Source organism: Fictibacillus arsenicus (genome assembly GCF_001642935.1).
In the GTDB taxonomy this organism is placed as follows: Bacteria; Bacillota; Bacilli; order Bacillales; family Fictibacillaceae; genus Fictibacillus; species Fictibacillus arsenicus_B.
The window spans coordinates 1224902-1241259 of sequence record NZ_CP016761.1; the positions used below are offsets into that span (position 1 = coordinate 1224902).

The following is a 16358-nucleotide window of genomic DNA, read 5'->3' on the forward strand; positions in this document are numbered from 1 at the left end:
TAAAAGAGAACAAAAAAAAGCAGACGCTAGGCCTGTTTTCTATAAAGGAACTGATTTTATTTAATATTTTAATCCTCTAGACTCGTTCCGTATGACCAAATAACAAACGAAAAAGGAACCTACAGATGTGTGAGAGCCCGACTATCTGTTGTTACCGGTTGAATTATAGAAGATTCAATATAGAGCTAACATGGGTCCGGGGATGTAAGGTACTTAGATAAAGGTTTGATCAACTTTTTTTCTAGAGTTGTAAGATCTGCAAAACTCCTTTTTTATAATCTTTATATTGATTTGAAAACCATATTGTACAGTTATTTTACTGAATCTTGTATAACAAATTCTTTTACAAGTGTAATAAAAGGATCTACAATACTTGATTTTTCATTATGCCGCCAGGCAACTGCTGTTTCGATCTTTGTAGTGGTGTCTGTAATCTCTTTGAAAACTACTCCTTTCATTTGAAGATTTTCCAATAAATATGGTAGTAGAGCTACCCCCATTCCAGCGGAAACAAGAGATGTAACAGCTGTTGATACATGGGCGGTTGTTATTTTTGGTATAAATCCCACTTTATGGAAAATACTCATAATGGTGTCATAATAAACGGACCCCTCTTGTCTTGGGGTCATAATAAACGTGTCTTCCGCTAATTCCCGTATCTCAAGAGGGAATTTTTTTTTTGCCATCTTATGAGTTTCAGGTAAAACAGCAATAAAATGTTGTCTACGGATGGGTGAAATGTTTAATTTACTGTTTTCGATGGCGATGGGTGTGCAAATAAGACCTACATCAATTCGCTCTTCATTTAACGCAAGAACTTGCTCGGGTGTGCTCATCTGGTGAACGATCACCTCAACGAGCGGAAACTTCGCTCTATAAGATTGTAGTAAAGGAATGAAGTCGTATGTTGCTGAACCCGTAAATCCAATCACCAACTGGCCATATTTCCCTTCGTACGCTTTCTTTGTGTGATCGCATGCTTTCTCCACCTCAAATAGAATTTTATATGCTTTTCCCAAAAAAACTTTTCCCGAATCGGTTAATTCAACTTTACGTTTTGTGCGATAAAATAACGGAACTCCTAATTCGCTTTCTAATTGTTGAATCTGTTGACTGAGTGGGGGTTGGGATATATTTAAGCGAACAGCGGCACGGCTAAAATTCAATTCTTCGGCAACGGTCACAAAGTATCTTAAGTGCCTTAGTTCCATGTTGATTACCCCTCGTTTCTAAAGTACTTATACTTAAAAAGTATTATAATTCAATTTTTTAAATATTGGAAATATTTTTAATTTCTATATAAAATAAAAACTAAGACAAGAGTGGGAGGGGATGACACAAGATCCTCAATAATTTTTCAGTTAGGAATACGCATTGCATAAAGATTGTTCCAGATCAATGCGCTAATTTTACAACCAATTATTCTAATTAAGGGGTGAGGGTATGATGTCAAAAGTAATAGTCTGTGGAACTTTAATTGATGGATCTGGTAAAGCACCAATGCAGAACATGGCTATCTCAGTCGAGAATGGCAAAATTCAATGGGTGAGGCCGGCAGACCAATTAGATCTTAGTGAAGGGAATGTAATAGATCTAAGTCATCTCACAGTTCTCCCAGGTCTTATCGATTGCCACGATCATCTTGGAATCGATGTTGGTGACGAAGAAGCTCAGTGTCAAGAACCGATTGAATATATCTCAATTAAGTGTACTAGGAACGCACGGGATATCCTGCATGCTGGGATAACTACTCTCCGGAGCGTAGGTGAAAAAGAACGTATTGGTTCAATGATGAAACGGGCGATTGAGGAAGGCTTGGTTCAAGGTCCGAGGTTGCTGGTGGCTGGTCGAAATATCGTACGTACAGGTGGTCACGGTTATTTTCTTGGCCGTGAAGCAGATGGTCCAAATGGATTGCGTACAGCCGTGCGGGAAGAGATAAAAAATGGTGCAGACTTAATCAAAATAATGGTAACTGGTGGTGTATCTACTGCTGGTTCCAACATGCTCACAACGGAGTTCACGGATGAAGAAATTGTGGCAGTAATAGACGAGGCACATCGCAATGGACGGAAGGTTGCCGGTCATGGTTATGGTGGTCCAGGGGTAAGATCAGCGATTAAGGCAGGAATTGATTCCATCGAACATGGACTCTATCTCACGGAAGAAGATATTCAGCTAATGGTTCAACACGGTACCTATTTGGTCGTTACCGCTGGAATCTATTACGCAATTCTTAAACATCCTGAGGTACCAGCTTTTATGAAAGAGAAGGTTAAAGGTTATACAGATACTTTACTTGGAACGTTGGCACTTACAAGAGGCTCTGGTTTAAAGATCGCACTTGGTACCGATGAGGTTCATGGCAAGATTTATGAAGAAATGCAGTTCCTGACTCAAGTCGGTTACTCACCGATGGAGGCATTACAAGCGGGGACAAAACATGCAGCTGAACTTTGTGGATTAGCCGATCACACAGGTACTATTGATGCCGGTAAGTTTGCAGATGTGATTGCAGTACCAGGTGACCCGTTAGAAGATCTATCTCGATTGGCAGATGTTCATTTTGTCATGAAAGCAGGCAAAGTTGAGTTTGTCAAACACCAGGAAATCAATCGACTTTTTACGGTTGGTCAGAAGCTTTTCATAGACTGATAAACATCCGTTCTCGTGTCAAGTTTGGTGGGTTGCAATTAAACTAAAATTAAGGAGGAAAATAGTATGGGAAGTGTATCAGAATCTTTAACGATTGATGGCTGTGCATATGCTGAAGGCGAATTTGAAGGGTGTTCAGATGCGGTACATCGATCTAAATTAAGCGCCTTCTTCCTAACCTTGTCTTCTTTTGAAGGTTTTTCGGAAACAATTCGCTCAATTGGTAAGATCTATAATTTGGCAGATAAGGAAGAGAAAAAGATATGTGTAGCTCGATCTTATGATGATTTAGTCAAAAATGCTCAAGTAGGTAAAAAGTCTATCATTTTAGCTTTCCAGGAACCATATCCAATAGGGAATTCTTTGGATAACCTTCGCGTTTTCTATGAACTTGGGGTGAGGGTTGTTCAACTCACTTATAATAAATCGAATTATATCGGTACGGGTTGCACGGAATCAACAGATCGTGGTCTTACTGACTTTGGCAGGGAGTTAATCGCTGAGATGAACCGGCTGGGTATGCTTATCGATGTCTCGCACTGCAGCAAATTAACTGTATTAGAAGCGATTAAAGCCAGTTCTCAGCCTATCGTAATCTCCCATGCTAATGTGAAAAACATAAGTGATAATCCACGAAATAAAACAGATGAAGAGATCAAGCTACTTGCGGAGAAGGGCGGCGTGATCGGATTAACTCCCTGGTCAGCGATTCTTTGGAATTCAGAATTAGACAAGCAGCCATCCCTTGATGATTATTTAGATCATGTAGAATACATTATCAATCTAGTAGGGATTAACCATGTAGGGTTTGGCAGTGATATAACGCTTGATGATAAGGAAGATCAATCAGGTACGTTAGTCCAAGCAAATTTATACCCAGAAGTGGTGAGTGAATATTACAGAAGAGTAGGCTCTGAACCAATAGTATCTCATGCCAAAAATTTTAAAGGTGTAAAAGAGATCGATAACGTAATTGTAGGTTTAAAAAAGAGAGGATACAGTGAAGAAGCTATCGGGAAGTTTTTAGGCGGCAACTTTACGAGAGTGTTAAAGCAAGTTTGGAAATCAGAAAGGAATGTTGTTTCAAGTTCAAAATAGAATGGGGACATTGAAATGAAAAAAGGCACATTCATGAATATAGCATTAACTGAGCAAAGAGATTCAAGAGAAAATCAGCTAGGTTGGTCTAAATCAATATTAGAAATGTCCAAGGAAGTAGCGGGAATTAACGAAGAGCTAGAGAAAACACCGAATAACGCGGATTTATGGATGATAAAAGGAATTGCATTATCCAAATCCTTGCTTTTTAGAGAGGCAATCGATGCGTACTCAATCGCATTAAGCTATGATCCTTTCCATGCTTTGGTATACAGGCACAGAGGACACCGTCACTTATCTATACGCATGTACAAACAAGCAGCAGCTGACTTTGAGCTATCATCACGTATTGATTCAACGAACTGGGATACCTGGTACCATTTGGGCCTAGCCTATTACTTACTAGGTGATTTCAAACGTTCTGAAAGCGTATACAGAAAATGCATGGAGATTACTGATACTGATGATAAATATGTAGCCATTGCAGATTGGTACTGGATGACCCTTATGCGTCTAGGGAAAAAAGAAGAAGCCATAAAACTGATTGAACCCATTACAGAGGATACAGATCCAGGAGAAAATGCTTCTTACCATAGAAGATTGCTTATGTATAAAGGTTTACTAAAACCAGAGGAACTTCTGTATTTTGAAGGTGCACAGCTTCCTGACTTAGAACTTGCCACACAAGGTTATGGGTTGGGACATTATTATCTTGTGTACGGTGAAATAGAGAAAGCAAAGGCTATGTTTAAGAGAATCGTTGAAGATTCAACGCAATGGTCCGCATTTGGCTATTTGGCAGCTGAAGCGGAACTAAGCAATATGTCCAAGAGTGATTCTTTATCTAGTTATTGAGGTTTATATAATCAATGCATTCGAGGTCGGCATCTTTGAAAGAACGAATACTAGAATGACAACAGCGTATGCCAAAGTATAAATGAAGTAAAGTAGATTTGGAGGGGGATAATATGAGGAAATTATCATTTTTGCTTTCATTAAGCTTGGTACTAGCTCTTGTTGGGTGCTCTTTTCCCACTAGCGGAGATCAAACTACAGATAAGTTAGTGTTTGCTCCTAATACGGATGCTCAAACTTTAGATCCGCAGCATATGAATGACAACACCTCTGAGCAAGTAATTAGAATGCTTTACAATGGATTACTGAAATTTAATGAAAAACAAGAAATAGTAGGCGATTTAGCAAAATCATGGGAAGTGTCTAAGGACGGAAAAGTATGGACGTTTAAATTAAAGAAAGGGGTTAAATTCCAAGACGGTGAAGACTTTAACGCAGAAGCTGTGAAAAAGAGCTTCGATCGTTTCCTCAATAAAGATAATGGGTTAGCGCAGTACCAATCGTATGAAATGATAAAGGAAGTAAAGGTTATCGATGACTATACGGTAAGCTTTACCACCAAGGAGCCATTCGGTGCTTTTAAAGCCAGCATGGCGAATACGTCAGGTGGGATCATCAGTCCTAAAGCGATAGAAGCATATGGTAAAAATCTTGGGAAAACAGCGAAATCTAGTGTTGGTGGTACTGGTCCATATAAAGTTGTTGAGTGGAAAAAGGATGAACAAATCGTTCTGGAACGTTTTGAAGATTATTTCGGCAAAAAAGGTGTGACCAAAACAATCGTTTACAAACCGATTCCCGAAGCAGCATCTCGTGTAATGGCATTAGAAACGGGAGAGGTGGATGTAATACAACAAATCCCAGCAAAAGAACTGAAAAGACTTGAGTCTGTCAAAGGGATCGAGATTACTAAACTCCTTGGAAACAATCAGAGACAGTTTAGATTTGACGTTTCGAAAAAACCGTTTAATGATACACGCGTAAGACAAGCGGTATCTTATGCGATTGACAGGCAATCAATTTTAGATAACGTTGTACCTGGTTTAGGTGAATTGTCTACCAGTGCATTAGCAAAAGTAACATGGGGCTATACTGATCTCGGTTCAATTCCATACGACCCCGAAAAAGCAAAGAAATTGTTGGCAGAGGCAGGCTATCCAAATGGATTTAAGACGAAAATTACCACCACGGAACGATATATACAAGGGGTAGAACTTGCCGAGGCATTAGCTGCACAGTTGAAAAACGTAGGTATCGAAGCAACAATTGACGTGAAAGAGTGGAGTGAGATCGTAAAAGAGTGGGGCGGCGTAACTCCGGATAAATTTAATCAAGGTATCTTTATCATGGGCGCTGCACCATCTACTATGGATGCGGACAAGGGTATGCGACCGATCTACGCTACTGCAAAAACAAACGTTCAAAACTACGGTTTCTACTCGAATAAAGAGTTTGATGATGTGATTTATAAGGCAATGAAAGAGATAGATCCAAATAAGCGAAAAGCTCTCTATAAACGTGCACAAGAGATTGTTTACCTCGAAGATCCAGTTGCATTCTGGCTCTACGATCAATACGTGATTGTTGCAAAAAAAGACAAGGTGAAGGAAGTAACAGTAAGCCCGTTAACCTTGATTACATTTGAGAAAGCATACATTGAAAAATAAACAACTTAAAGGAAGATTAATTACTCGCTTGGTGGAGGTCAACTTGACTAAGCGAGTCTACAATCCATTCTGAATAACGACCTTTCAAGATAATAAAGTAGTTTGGTTCCAGTGAGGGAGATAATGGAGGTGGGAAAAATGTTAAGCTTCATTATTAAAAGACTTTTGCAGATATTCCCCGTTTTAATGGGTGTTACGATTTTGGTATTTAGTATGCTTCATATGATCCCTGGGGATCCAGCAAGAACGATGGTTGGGATTGAAGCGTCACAAGAAATAATTGAAAAAGCAAGGGAAGAACTAGGACTTAATAAACCGTTATACGAACAATTTGGTATTTTTATAGGTAATGCACTTACAGGAGACTTAGGAATGTCGATAAGAACAGGTCTTCCTGTTACGCAGGAAATCGCGGAGAGACTCCCTATCACTGCTACAATCGCGGTTGGCGCAACAATTTTCGCGACTATTTTTGGCGTGCTTTGTGGCATTATTGCTGCCATTAAACAAAATAAATTCGGAGATAATCTGATCATGATATTGTCACTTGCTTCTATTTCAACCCCATCCTACTTTTTGGGGCTGTTGCTGATGCTCGTTTTTTCGTTATATCTTGGATGGCTTCCAACGATTGGGATAAGCTCGCCGATTCATTATATTCTCCCTATCATCACCCTGGGAGCACAATCTATGGGCTTGATTGCTAGGATGACAAGGTCCAGTATGCTTGATGTGATTAGGCAAGACTTCATTCGAACGGCAAGAGCCAAGGGCTTGCCCGAACGAATCGTTATTTACGTTCATGCCTTAAAAAATGCGTTGATCCCAGTTGTTACAGTTATTGGGTTACGTTTTGGAGGATTATTGGCTGGTACGGTGCTGGTAGAAAGTGTGTTTGCGGTTCCAGGTATCGGCCGTTTTATGGTAGATGCTGTATTGACCCGTGATTATCCTGCCGTACAAGGAACGGTACTTGTCGTGGCGACAAGCTTCGTCTTGATTAATGTGCTAGTAGATATTGTATATCGAATTATAGATCCAAGAATTCGCTACAACTGAGGGGAGTGACTCGCATGGACCAGCCGGTAGCAAAAATGGGAACATTGCCAGAGGTGGAGAAATTCAAAGCCAATCCAAGGGAGATTAAGAACCAGGTATTAAAGCGCTTTTTAAAAAGAAAAGTTTCTATCGTTGGTGGAATCATTATTATTATTTTTGTAATTACGGCAATATTCGGACCACTATTTGCCCCTTATGATCCGCTTCAACAGGATTTGGCAAACAATTTCCAAGGGGCGAGTGCAGAGCATTGGCTCGGGACAGATAATTTGGGAAGAGATACTTTGTCCCGGTTAATCTACGGCGCAAGAATCTCTTTGGAAATAAGTATGGCAAGTGTAGGCTTGGCGCTGATTGTAGGTTTAGTACTTGGCGTTACAGCAGGTTATTATGGTGGCAAAATTGAAACCCTCATTATGAGATTTGTCGATATATTATTGGCTTTCCCAGGTATTTTACTGGCAATCGTAATTGTCGCGGTGTTAGGAAATGGTTTAGTTAATACCATGATGGCGGTAGCGATTTTCTCCGTTCCGGACTTTGCGCGGATAATCCGGGCTTCTGTCATTTCGTTAAAAGAGATGGAGTACATTGAGGCATGCAAGGCAGCCGGCGCGTCTAATCTTAGGATTATTTTACGGCATATTATTCCCAATTCATTATCACCTGTCATTGTGCAAACAACCCTTATGATGGGTACGGCAATCTTAACTGCTTCTGGTCTTTCCTTTATTGGACTAGGCGTGCAGCCTCCCAATCCAGAGTGGGGAGCCATGTTAAGTAAAGCGAGAGAATTGCTGAGAAGTGCACCGCTTGCAGCAATTGCGCCAGGAACTGCGATTACATTGGTTGTACTGAGCTTCAGTCTAGTTGGGGATGGCTTAAGAGATGCACTCGATCCCAAGCTAAAAAACTGATAAGGGAAGCAGGTGAAAAAAATGGATGAAAAATTATTAGACATTAAAGGGTTAAAAACATATTTCTTCACGGAAGAAGTCACTGTTAGAGCGGTAGATGGTGTGGATCTGCAGCTGGGGAAAGGTGAAACACTAGGGATCGTAGGCGAATCTGGTTGCGGTAAAAGTATGATGTCATTATCGATCATGGGACTTGTTCCATCTCCACCGGGAAAGATTGTAGAAGGAAGTATTAATTTTAAAGGAAAAGATCTTTGCAAAATTAGTGGCTCAGAGTATCGAAGAATTAGAGGAAATGAAATATCAATGATTTTCCAGGAACCGATGACCTCTTTAAATCCGGTATTTACGATTGGAAAACAGTTGATGGAGGTGTTTCAATATCACCAAAAATTACCAAAAAAGGAAGCGAAAGAAAAAGCGGTTAAAATTTTACGGCTTGTCGGTATTTCCATGCCAGAAAGTCGGATTCATGAATATCCCAATCAATTGAGTGGTGGAATGAGACAAAGAGTAATGATCGCAATGGCACTTGCATGTAATCCGGATTTATTGATCGCGGATGAACCGACTACCGCGTTGGATGTTACGATTCAAGCACAAATTCTAAAACTAATGAGTGATCTGAAAGCAGAATTTAACACCTCTATTATCCTGATTACCCATAACCTTGGAGTTGTTGCAGAAATGGCTGAAAAAATCATGGTTATGTATGCGGGAAAAGTGATGGAATATGCTGATACAAAAACGATTTTTAACAACCCCAAACATCCTTATACCGAAGGATTGCTTGATTCCATTCCGAATATTGATAAACCGGTAGAGAGGCTATCAGCCATTCCCGGTACAGTTCCAAGTCCTCATCATTTCCCAACTGGCTGCAGGTTTCACCCGAGATGTAAATACGCAATGCCGGTGTGCTTAGAAAAAGAACCTGAGCTCATACACTTGGAAGATAACACTCAAGTAAGATGTTGGAAATACGGAGAGGAGGGAGCTCATGAATCAAGGACTACTGCAAGTTAAAAATCTAAAAAAATACTTCCCAATCAATAAAGGACTCTTTTCCAAAACAGTCGGGGCTGTTAAAGCTGTAGATGGCATTAGTTTTTCTATTCTCGAAGGGGAGACATTTGGACTTGTTGGAGAAAGTGGTTGTGGAAAATCAACAACTGGAAGGATGATTCTAAGACTCATCGAGCCTACAGATGGTCAGGTTATTTATAAAGGGAAATATATCCAGGACCTTCCGAAAGACAGCATGAAGAAACTGCGCCGAGAAATTCAGATCATTTTCCAGGATCCGTATTCGTCTTTAGATCCACGCTTTACCATAGCCGATACGATCGGAGAAGTATTAGAAATCCATAATATGTACACCAGAAAAGAAAGAACAGACCGAATCTTGCATCTCTTGGAAGCAGTGGGTCTAGGACCCCAGCATATCAATCGGTACCCGCACGAGTTTAGTGGAGGACAAAGGCAGCGGATCGGCATCGCGAGAGCACTTGCGTTAAATCCATCGTTGCTGGTTTGTGATGAGCCAGTTTCGGCTTTGGACGTTTCAGTGCAAGCCCAAATCATAAACCTTATGCAAGATTTGCAAAAAGAGTTGAAGTTAACCTATCTTTTTATTTCACATGACCTTAGCGTCGTACACCACATTTGTGATCGTATCGCCGTTATGTATATGGGGAAAATTGTTGAAACTGCTGATAAGAAAACACTATTCGAAAATCCATCTCATCCGTATACCCAAGCTTTGTTAAGTGCGATTCCTGTACCTAATCCTGGTTTGGCAACCCAAAGAATTGTGTTGGAAGGGGATATTCCTAGTCCGGCACATCCGCCAACAGGCTGTCGCTTTCATACCCGTTGTAAATTTGTTACTGAGAAATGCAAAAAAGTGGAACCGCAACTGAAGGATATTGGCGGAAGCCATCTTATGGCATGCCATTTATAACTAGAAAGGGGTAATTAAAGTGGTAGAAGCGATTACAATGAGAGAACCATTTATGCTTGAATTTCCAGCGTCGGAATACAAAAAACGACTAAAATTGTTGATGGAAAAGATGGAAGAAAACGCGATGGATGCAGTTATTCTCACCACAAAGGAGAATACAAGATATTTTACAGGATACCAGCTGATCGTATGGGGTAGTGGTATATCAAAGCCGGCATGTGCAATCATCACAAAAGATGGAGAAGTAACGATGGTGAGTGGTTATAGCAACCGTGAGGCTTTGAAGGTTACCACTTGGGTAGAGGATCTCAGAATTTGGGACCCATTGGGAAGAGATGATGCAATTACGAACTTGCCGGATGCAATCTATGATGTACTCACCAAGAAAGGATTGGCAAAAGGAAAAATCGGTATGGAGACCGGAGTTGGTTTTCGAATTCACATGAACACCACTGATTACAGTAAACTGATGGGACATTTACAGGATGCTGCCATTATTGATGCTGGCCCGTCCATTTGGGATCTTCGTGCAATAAAATCCGAACTGGAAATTAGCCACATGAAAAATGTTTGTAATATCAACATAAAGGCATATGAAAAAGCACTTAACTCCATTTATCCAGGGATGACTGAATTGGAGTTATTTAGAGAGATTTCCAAGGCGATGTTCGAATTCGGTGCAGATGAGGTATTTCCTCTCGGTATAAGAGCAGGTGCGGAACGGTATACACAAAGCAATTGTCCACCAAGTGAGCGTCCAATTGAAAAAGGAGAAATAATTCTCATTGACGGCGGTCCGGGCTGTAAAGGTTATTACTCCGACATCATACGTGAGGCGATCATTGGTCAACCTTCTGACAGACAAAAAGAGCTATATGATTTCTCTGTAGCCGCATGTGAAAAAGGACTGGAATTCATTAAACCGGGTGTGACTGCCGGTGAAGTATGCCAGGTGGTCGATGAATTTGTCGATGCACATGGCTATGGAAAATACTACGAAACTCGCGGATGGGTTGGACATTCTATCGGAGTATCCATTCATGAAATGCCGACCTTTGAATTGGGATCAGAATTAATTCTGAAATCTGGTATGGTATTCGCTATCGAACCTGCTTTTTATGAAGAAGGTGAAGGCTGGTTTGGCATCGAGGAAAATATTTTAATAACAGATAAAGGATATGAATTATTAACACCACTCAAGCGCGATCTGTGGATTTTGTAGGAAAGAGAAGGAGCGAGTGGCAATACAAACGAAAATCCCCACCCTTAAAATAGGTAAAACACAAATCTAGGTTCTCGGCCATCGCATCACAGAATTCATAAGAAAAGATAGTTGAAGAAGGGTTGCACTGATCCTGGTCCATAGATTAAAAAAACTCGCCAATTCGCGGCGAGTTTTTGAGTTTTTATATGCCAATTATTATGTTAGGAACCCTTTACTTTTTTTGGGGGGTACTTTCTATTCATGATGTTGTCCTTTTGAGTGTATCGTTTATTCCTTGTTTGTTTCAATAGGGTAGACTTTAATGGAACGCACTAGGTGAGATATTAGAATACCGTTTTGAAATATCCCATTTCTCTGTTTCAAAATTCAGCTATTAAACCTAAGTAATTAAGAAATGCCTCGATAATATAAATACAGGTATTTAAGGCTCCTGCTTATTTAGATTGAGACCATACTGCATGGTGCATAGTGGTCTATTTTTAGTTGATATTCCTAATCCGTATAGAATCAAATTTATATAGGCAATTTTAAGCGGTAAAACGTTCATTTTATGCAGTATTATGTGTAATGATTACCCCTAATTGAGTTGAATTTTCGCCTAGCATGTTATTTTACACACCCACGAAAAATTATTTATAGTAAGTTATTACCTTTAATTGTAAGATTGAAGTGGGTGATGTTGTGTGAATAAATTAGAAGAAAAAGTTTATTGTAATGTATGTAAAGGTGCTAGAAATCATCATATTTTAAAGACTTATAGTGAGGTTGCAGATTATCATTCAGATATACACTGGCATGCGAAATATCACATAGTTCAATGCTTGGGATGTGACACTATTGCTTTTGTTGAACAATATGGTGATGAGGATACTTGGGATTATAATGAATATACGGGTGAAAGGGAATGGAAAGATATTTTTAAAGTGTTTCCAGAAGAGCCACCAAAACCATCCAAAGATGATTTTTTCCTTGGAGATTATAAGTTAAAAATAAAAAATTTTAATCATGTTGATCCTGAACTGAAAGAATTGTATTCACAAATAGTCCAAGTTTTTAATCAACGGTTTAATATTCTTTGTGCAGCAGGGTTAAGAACGTTAATTGAAGCAATTTGTCTTAAAACTAATATAACGGGTGGAAGACTTTATGATGAAGATAAAAAAGTTAAAATCTCTAAAAAAGGTAATGAAGTATATTCCACATCCCTTGAAGGAAAGATATATGGATTATATGATAAACAGTTAATTCTATGGGATCAATGTAGAATTTTACAAGAAATAAGGGACATAGGTAATAGTGCAGTTCATGAAATAGAAATTCCATGTATTAAAACTCTTAGACCTGCAATCATTATCGTAGAAGGAATATTTGAAAGTATATATGAGTTGAGAGAAAAAAGTTTAGTCAAAAAGTAGCAGGAAAATTATCCCTTTTTGTCGTATTTAGTAGATAGGAAGGGGGTGTCAAGGTGAATAGTGATAAAAGAGCAGAAATTCGTATGTCAGAAGCAAAAGCATGGCTTAAGGAACTAAAAGAAGAAAACAATGTATTAGAACAAGAATTAGATGCAATGGAAGTAAAAGTTGAAAGATTACAGGCAAGGTTTGAATTAGCAGAAAAAACTTATAGACGTTCATCTATGGAAAGAATTAAAGAAGACAATGTAACTCCATTACAAGAAAGTCTTCTTGCTTTGAAAAAAGAATACGAATTAAAACAAGTTAATAACAATCAAAAAATTATTGCAAATGAAAAACTTATCGAGAATATTGAAGCAGTAATTAAGGTTAATTCATAAAAATAAGCACTTCTAACCGAGTGCTTTAATATATTTTAAGGGGATAATGGATTATAGAGTATTTTCTAATTAACTTTTTTATGAAACGATGAAAGTGGTTAATCATTAATTAACCGTTCTTTAAGTGAGGAGTATCAATAAGTATCGTTTATGAAACGACAGCATTGAATTTTCTTCCAAATGCTTATCTTTTTCCTTCAGGTTCCTTTTGCCCTATACATAGAAAGGAATACGATTATATTTGTATTATAAAGGATGATATACTTATAAAAAAAAATTTAATTATTCGAGGAGAGTGCACAATGTTTAAATATGGACGAGAAATGGGTTGGGATGAAAATGATTGTATCATTTCAGGACATTAACAACAGATTACAAGAGAGACTGGATCAACTATTAACAGCAACAAAGTTTCCAATTCGCACCCTAACAGAAGGGGAAATCAAAAAAATATTTGGAGAATACCTTTTGCCGATAGAGGGGGTTTATCTTATTGTAAAAAATAAACCATTGTATGTTGGACGTTCTAGGAACTTAGCACAGCGCATTGGAGTTGATTTAAGGGCAACTACAAGAAAACAAGCAACACTGTCATACAAGTTAACAACGTTAAAAGATCGCTTTCCCCAACTGCAGACAATCCAAGATGCAAGGAACTATATTTACGATCATTATTCTATTCAAATGATAAGAGTAGAGGACGAGAATGAACGGGCAATAATTCAGATATATGCAGCAATGGAATTGGGTACAATAAAGGAGTTTAACAGTTTCAGAGAAACGTAAAATAATGAAGTTACTATTCTACATACTGAATAACAGACCGAATAATATCATTTTTAAAAGATGGAGGAATGTTATGAAAAGGAGACTGAATATCCCCAGTTCTGACTATGTTAATTTTAATTCTTCTGTTCAAAAGGCTTGGTCCGCTTATATTGAAAAGGATGATTTGTCGGAAGGTAAAATACGTACTGACATTCTAAATTCATGGGAACGTTCAAAACAATTTGGTGTTGATCCTTTTCAGTTAGAAGTTAAAGAAGTTGTGCAACAAGATGACTTGATTTATAGACGTGAAAAGAATGACACTCTACTTTCCTTCGCTTTACCTGATATGAAATACCTCTCAGATTCCCTCCAACATACCGATACAATAGTGACCATTTCTGATAAAAATGGCGTAATTCTTAACTCTTTTGGGGACACTGCTATCTTGAAAAAAGGTGAAAAAGTACGGCATATGCCCGGTGCTGTTTGGACTGAAGAAGTAGCCGGAACGAATGCAATTGGAACGGTACTGAAAAGCAAGAAACCAGTACAAGTTTTGTTCACTGAACACTTTTGTACTGGATGGCACGATTGGTACTGTGCGGCGGCACCCATACTTAATCCGTTTACAAAAGAGTTACTTGGAGTTTTTGATATTACTGGTAAAAGTACTATTATAAATCCCCATACAATAGGTCTAGCTATTTCAAAAGCTAACCACATTTCAAAATATATAGAACAAAATGTTTACCAATATGGCTTAAAACTTAACCCTTTTTTAAACGCGACGCTAGATTCAACTGAAGACGGAATTATTATTGCGGATGCGAAAAAGAACATCTTGAAAATGAACGTAAAAACTGAGTTATATCTTAAAAACATGGGTGTTAAATCTCTCAAACACCTTGGTGAATTGGATGCGTTAGTAAATCTTGTTTTAGAGGGCCAAGAAAATACCATAGAGCATGAAATTACACTACATAAAGACAACTCTAGATATATTTGTTCTGTAATTCCCATTATTATGGACCAAGAATTACTTGGTGTTGTTATACGACTACGTGTAAGTAAGCCTAATTCTAAATTGATGAAAACTTCAGTAACTAAAGTGAATCAATTATCATCTACTAAATACAATTTTGGACAATTAATCGGGAAATCACCGAATTTTTTAAAAAGCATAAAACTGGCCGAGAAAGCGTCTCTGTTAAATTCCACCTTATTGCTTTCTGGCGAGACTGGCACAGGAAAAGAAATATTTGCACAATCTATCCATCATGCAAGCGAAAGAAAGAATGAGCCGTTTATAGCCATAAATTGTGCAGCGATACCTAGAGAATTAATAGAAAGTGAATTGTTTGGATATGAATCAGGATCGTTTACGGGTGCTAAATCTAAAGGTAGTCAGGGGAAATTTGAGCTGGCAAAAGGAGGAACAATTTTTTTGGATGAAATTGGGGATATGCCGCTAAAAGTACAAGTGCATCTCCTCCGAGTATTAGAAGAGAAAGTTGTTACAAGAATTGGCGGGGAAAAGCCGATTCCTATAGATGTCCGAATTATATCTGCTACACACAAAAATTTAATCGATGAGGTTCACAAAGAACAGTTCCGCCAAGATTTATTATATCGTTTACGCGTGATTCAAATAAGACTTCCTTCTTTACGTGAAAGAACCGAGGATATCCCATTACTTGTTAAACATTTTGTTAAAAAATTTAGTCCTCAATTCACTGACAAAGATGTACTGTTGCCTATAGAAACAATCCAATTACTTAAAAAATATCAGTTTCCCGGAAATATTAGAGAGTTAAAGAATATTGTCGAGCAGTCACTTTTCAATATGGAAGGAAATGTTTTACATCCTTATTATTTACCGTCTGAACTAATTGAGTCTGTAGAACATCCAATCGATTTTGAAAAAGAGCAGTTGATTGCAGCTCTAACGAGAATGAGCGGAAATATTACTAATGTAGCTATAGATCTTGGCATTTCACGCGCTACCTTGTATCGAAAGCTAAAGAAATATGGCATTCAAGCCAAATTTTAAATTTCGAATAAATAATCCACTTTTAGACCGTGAAATGGGTGCCATAAACAATGGTACTATGGTTTTAGCTTCTTTTAATAGGTTAAGACATGAGACAGATTTTGTCTCAATGAGACACACAGTTTTTTAAATATAAGGGTAAAAATGCCTATTACTACGGAAATTTGAATATTTTTAATTTGGCACACATCTTGCATAATAATTAGTCACAATAATGAAGTGGGGTGAAAACGGAAAATCAATGGCAAATTTTCAAGTGTAGAGCAGAGAACGAAATTCACAATAAAAAACAAGGAGGAA

Annotated in this window: 14 protein-coding genes; 13 read left to right on the forward strand and 1 reads right to left on the reverse strand. The window is 38.3% G+C overall.

Annotated features, from left to right (window positions below; translation table 11 throughout):
- Positions 1 to 311: 311 nt before the first annotated feature.
- On the reverse strand, positions 312 to 1211 hold the full coding sequence (locus tag ABE41_RS06465; RefSeq protein WP_066287739.1) for a LysR family transcriptional regulator: 900 nt from the start codon (positions 1209 to 1211) through the stop codon (positions 312 to 314).
- A gap of 232 nt (positions 1212 to 1443) precedes the next feature.
- Between ABE41_RS06465 and ABE41_RS06470 the strand changes: the two genes are divergently transcribed.
- From ABE41_RS06470 to ABE41_RS06530, 13 genes are all read left to right on the forward strand, one after another.
- Positions 1444 to 2655, forward strand: coding sequence for a metal-dependent hydrolase family protein (locus tag ABE41_RS06470; protein ID WP_083207693.1), 1212 nt, complete (start codon positions 1444 to 1446; stop codon positions 2653 to 2655).
- Positions 2656 to 2721: 66 nt separating this feature from the next.
- Complete coding sequence (locus tag ABE41_RS06475; RefSeq protein WP_066287745.1) at positions 2722 to 3753, forward strand: dipeptidase; 1032 nt, start codon at positions 2722 to 2724, stop codon at positions 3751 to 3753.
- 15 nt (positions 3754 to 3768) lie between these two features.
- On the forward strand, positions 3769 to 4608 hold the full coding sequence (locus tag ABE41_RS06480; protein WP_066287748.1) for a tetratricopeptide repeat protein: 840 nt from the start codon (positions 3769 to 3771) through the stop codon (positions 4606 to 4608).
- A gap of 113 nt (positions 4609 to 4721) precedes the next feature.
- A complete protein-coding gene (locus tag ABE41_RS06485) occupies positions 4722 to 6275 on the forward strand; it encodes an ABC transporter substrate-binding protein (protein WP_066287754.1) in 1554 nt (517 codons plus the stop codon).
- A 138-nt stretch (positions 6276 to 6413) separates the two neighbouring features.
- Positions 6414 to 7334 (forward strand): ABC transporter permease, encoded by a 921-nt coding sequence (locus ABE41_RS06490; RefSeq protein WP_066287757.1) that lies wholly within the window; start codon positions 6414 to 6416, stop codon positions 7332 to 7334.
- Positions 7335 to 7348: 14 nt separating this feature from the next.
- Complete coding sequence (locus ABE41_RS06495) at positions 7349 to 8251, forward strand: ABC transporter permease (protein WP_066287760.1); 903 nt, start codon at positions 7349 to 7351, stop codon at positions 8249 to 8251.
- A gap of 21 nt (positions 8252 to 8272) precedes the next feature.
- Positions 8273 to 9277, forward strand: coding sequence for an ABC transporter ATP-binding protein (locus tag ABE41_RS06500; protein ID WP_066287762.1), 1005 nt, complete (start codon positions 8273 to 8275; stop codon positions 9275 to 9277).
- The gene (locus tag ABE41_RS06505) at positions 9252 to 10214 is read left to right on the forward strand and encodes an ABC transporter ATP-binding protein (RefSeq protein WP_066287768.1); all 963 of its coding nucleotides are present in this window, start codon (positions 9252 to 9254) and stop codon (positions 10212 to 10214) included. The genes ABE41_RS06500 and ABE41_RS06505 overlap by 26 nt, the downstream gene beginning before the upstream one ends.
- A gap of 19 nt (positions 10215 to 10233) precedes the next feature.
- Positions 10234 to 11436 carry a M24 family metallopeptidase gene (locus tag ABE41_RS06510; protein WP_066287772.1) on the forward strand — a complete coding sequence of 401 codons (1203 nt, stop codon included), beginning with the start codon at positions 10234 to 10236 and terminating at the stop codon, positions 11434 to 11436.
- A 686-nt stretch (positions 11437 to 12122) separates the two neighbouring features.
- Positions 12123 to 12854 carry a DUF4145 domain-containing protein gene (locus ABE41_RS06515; protein WP_066287776.1) on the forward strand — a complete coding sequence of 244 codons (732 nt, stop codon included), beginning with the start codon at positions 12123 to 12125 and terminating at the stop codon, positions 12852 to 12854.
- A 53-nt stretch (positions 12855 to 12907) separates the two neighbouring features.
- Positions 12908 to 13237, forward strand: coding sequence for a hypothetical protein (locus ABE41_RS06520; RefSeq protein WP_066287777.1), 330 nt, complete (start codon positions 12908 to 12910; stop codon positions 13235 to 13237).
- Between the two features lie 339 nt (positions 13238 to 13576).
- Positions 13577 to 14023 carry a hypothetical protein gene (locus ABE41_RS06525; RefSeq protein ID WP_156774238.1) on the forward strand — a complete coding sequence of 149 codons (447 nt, stop codon included), beginning with the start codon at positions 13577 to 13579 and terminating at the stop codon, positions 14021 to 14023.
- 73 nt (positions 14024 to 14096) lie between these two features.
- Positions 14097 to 16058: a sigma-54-dependent Fis family transcriptional regulator gene (locus ABE41_RS06530; protein WP_066287782.1), complete on the forward strand. Its 1962-nt coding sequence runs from the start codon at positions 14097 to 14099 to the stop codon at positions 16056 to 16058.
- The last annotated feature ends 300 nt before the right edge of the window (positions 16059 to 16358 follow it).